Below are 3,579 nucleotides of genomic sequence, written 5' to 3'. Positions count from 1 at the left end.
ATCGTCCACGACGGGAACTCCTCGGCTCCCCTGCCAGGGGGAGACCGTCTCGGTTGGTTTCTCCGAGGAGCTTCCCTCTTTCCCGCTCACCCCTGTTCGCCGACTACACACTTATAGGGACACGACCCGCGACCGTGCCCGTCGAGCACGTCGCGCGCGAGTGGCAAACCAAGGTCGAGCCCCAAGTCGAAGAGATGAAGGCGCACGCGCAAGCCGCCCGAGCGGCCGACGTGCCCGCGAACTACGGCCCCGCCTGCTCCAAGTACGGCGGGTGTCCCTTCATGGCCAAGTGCCTCTCAGGAGCGTTCAAATCGATGTCCCTACGTGAGCGCCTGCTGAAGCCGTCCGAGTCCCCCACCAGCGTCGAGGACGAGCTGCCGGCCATCCTTCCACCGGATGCCCCCGCCCCTGTGCGCGTGGAAGTGATGCCCGAGACTTCCGAGCAGCCCGCGCCAAGGCGTCGAGGCCGACCGCGCAAGAGTTCCGAGCCCGAGCTGCCATTCGACGCCCTCGCGCGTCGCGTGCTCTTCGTCGACTGCATGCCGATCAAACACGACGGTCCGCGCGCCGAGCCCCTCACGACTTACGTCGACGGGCTGCACCGCAAGATCGCCGCGGCGGGCGGTGTCGACGACGTGCGCTTCGCGGGCTCCGACTCGGCGCTCGGCGGGCAGCGTCCCGACGGCAAAGAGTTCGTCGACGAGCTTCAGCGGGTGACGTGCGCCCGTCAGCTCGCGAGTGGCTTATTTCATCGCTGGCGCTACCCGGACATCGGTGGCGTGCCGCAGGACACAGAGATAATCCTTCGGTGGCTCTCGCGGCGGCAGGAGTTCAACCGGGAGCCGCGCGAGCACCTCAAGCACCCCGCCGAGCACCTGGACTCGCCCGGGTTGCTGGTGCGTGCCGCGATTCGCGCCCACCAGTCTCCGCCCTATGACGGTGAGCTTCCAACGTGGCGCGCCCACTCGTGGCCCGGTTGGGGCGAGATTCACAGGCAGGTAGTGCACGTCACCGAGTGCGTGTGGCTGAGCGACTTCATCGTGCAGGACGCGGCAAGGTGGGCGCTGAGCAAGGGGCAACCGGGAATCGTGTGGGTAGAGTTCCCGGAGCTGGGCGAGCGCATCGCGAAGACGGCGGGTGTGCCGTTCTGCGGGGGTGGCCCGGCAGCGTCCGCAACCATCATCCGGGAGAGTGGGAAGCGGTCCATCGTCGCTTCGCTCCGTGCGCACGGGACGGGCAAGAACCTGACGATGTTCTCGCGGATGCTATTCGTGAATCCGCCAGCCGACGGCGCCGCATGGGAACAGGCCATCGGCCGGTGTCACCGACAGGGGCAGCTCGCCGACGAAGTCGAGGTGGAGCTTTACCAACACACCGACGAGCTAGTCGGGGCCTTCAAGAAGGCCCGCGACTTCACCCGCTTCATCGAGCAGACAGAGCGCACACCGCAGAAGCCAAACTTCGGCCGACGAGCATTTTACGTAAGAGATACTCTCAGAATGCCGACACCGTGCTGATAGCAGCGCACCGCCCTCTCATTTCACCCCAATCTGGTCAACTACATTTTTCTGAACACAAAGCCCATTACCACAGTCCATAACCCCAGGCGGGCAATCGGCGTTGCGCGGGTCTTCAACGCAGTAGTCAGTGCTGTTCGGACAGCGGCTACCCAAAGCGTTGGCGCATTGATTTGAAAATGCATCCGAGACGCAGACACCGAGGCCGTCTTTGAATTTCTTTTCGCCGACACACACCTCCTCCTTGGCACAAGTCTTTCCAGAGGAGCCTCCACAGCGTTTGGGGGTGACCTTCGCCGTCTTATTTTGAGCAGAGGCCGAGAAGGCAACGAAGACAACGAGCAAGAGGGTTGCTTTCATTCTTGAGATTCCTCACGTCGATTGAAGGGACAACAAGCTACAGACTTCACCTGGGGACTTAATCGGTTCGCCCATATTGCATGAACAGCCTCATAGCAACACTTGCGCCGCCTGAAATTCATAATTCCTCGGGAGAGGCACGGCCGCCCTCATTCTGAACGTGCGTGTTGACGTGTCAGCCCCGGGCACTGACACGTCAACGCCGCCGGTTTCACGGCCGCACGACGCATCTCGCCACCTGACTTTCTTTCTCATTCCTGCCCTGAACCACTCCTGAAATCCGCCCCCATTTACATGGGGTCAGCGCACTGGAGTTGCCCCCGTACTCATCGCCATCGACCACGGTAGCGCCGAGTGCGTTGGCATCCCTGCTGCCAAGGTGGGCACCCGTTTCGAGGCCCTCGAGCCCATCCGCCAGGACGTCAAGCACCGTGGAGGAACTCAGGAGGGCCTTGCTGGAGTGGGCCCTCCGGTACAACGAGCACTGGCTGCTGGAGCGCCACAACTTCCTCTCGCCGAATCAGGCCCGGAGAAAGCTGATGCAGTCGAAGCAGGCGGCCTGATTACGACCAACCTGATGTCTCAACAATCCGGTGCGGTACACTTTCGACAAGGAGAGCAAGAGTGAGGAAGGGGCGCTCACGCTGGCGAGCTTCATCCACCGATTCCTCACCTACAGCGAGAACAACAACAAGCACTCCAGCGTCGTGAGCAAGCGGCAGCTCTTGGACGACCATCTGCTCCCCTTCTTCGGAGAGATGGTCCTCCACTCAATCGGCCTGGCTGAAATCGAGGACTTCAAGGCCGCGATGAAAAAGAAGCCGCGGAGGCTCAGCGGACACTCCGAAACGGCCTCGAAGCGCGCACTCCGAAGGCGCAAAGTCAGCGAGACCCAGCTCCTGAGCCTGAAGACCATCAACAACGCCCTCGCGGTTCTCAGCAAGCTGCTCAGCCTCGCGAAAGAGCAAAGCGTCCTGGCTCATGTCCCGGACGTGAAGCTCTTCAAGGTGAAGAAGCCCGACTACGACTTCCTCACCCTCGAGGAGGTGGAGCGGCTCCTCGCTGCTGCGGCAGGCCCCGAAGACTTCGCCCTCCTGACGGCAGCACCCAAGACAGAACTCCGGCAAGGGGAACTCATCGGCCTTCAGTGGCAGGACGTTGACCTCCCCCGCGCCAAGCTCCACGTCAAACGGACCATCTGGCGCGGTGTCGAAGGCACTCCCAAGGGCGGCAGCACTCGGACAGTGGACCTTCCGCAATCCGTCGTGGACGCGCTGAAGGCCCATCGGCACTTCCGAAGCCGCTTCGTCTTCTGACAGGAGAACGGCGAGCACCTCACCCCAGGGATGATGGATCACCTGCTCATCACCACGCTGAAGCGAGCGGGCATCTCACGGGAGACGGGCACGATTGGGTGGCACGACCTGCGGCACACCTACGGCAGCCATCTCGCCATGAAGGGCATTCCCCTCAAGGTCATCCAGGAGCTGATGGGACACGCCACGCTCGACATGACGATGCGCTACGCCCACCTGAGTCCTGATACTCGACGGGAAGCCGCGCGTGTCCTCGATGGTAACCGTCCGGCGAGCGACGTGGCGGGAGGGATTGAAGGGGTAGAGGTGGTGGTGGACCCTGGCCGGAATGTCAAAGCCGGTTGCGAGTGAAGAGTGGTTCCAGGTCGCCGAGGAGTTCGAAGCGA

At 62.7% G+C, this 3,579-nt stretch carries 2 protein-coding genes and 1 pseudogene; 2 read left to right on the top strand and 1 reads right to left on the bottom strand.

Translation table 11 applies throughout. The features are described from left to right. The first annotated feature begins 134 nt into the window (after positions 1-134). The gene (locus KRR26_RS36255) at positions 135-1,517 is read left to right on the top strand and encodes a P-loop NTPase family protein (protein WP_328707282.1); all 1,383 of its coding nucleotides are present in this window, start codon (positions 135-137) and stop codon (positions 1,515-1,517) included. 18 nt (positions 1,518-1,535) lie between these two features. Here the strand turns inward: KRR26_RS36255 and KRR26_RS36250 are convergent, their stop codons facing one another. Further along, positions 1,536-1,877, bottom strand: a complete 342-nt coding sequence (locus tag KRR26_RS36250) for a hypothetical protein (protein WP_217082170.1) — start codon at positions 1,875-1,877, stop codon at positions 1,536-1,538. 602 nt (positions 1,878-2,479) lie between these two features. Between KRR26_RS36250 and KRR26_RS36240 the strand changes: the two are divergent. After that, a pseudogene (locus tag KRR26_RS36240) lies at positions 2,480-3,544 on the top strand (tyrosine-type recombinase/integrase); the annotation flags it as partial. Positions 3,545-3,579 lie beyond the last annotated feature (35 nt).

Origin of the sequence: Citreicoccus inhibens (assembly GCF_019039035.1) — a bacterium.
In the GTDB taxonomy this organism is placed as follows: Bacteria; Myxococcota; Myxococcia; order Myxococcales; family Myxococcaceae; genus Citreicoccus; species Citreicoccus inhibens.
Note: the sequence above shows the minus strand (reverse complement) of the source record. Positions and strands in the feature narration are given on the sequence as shown.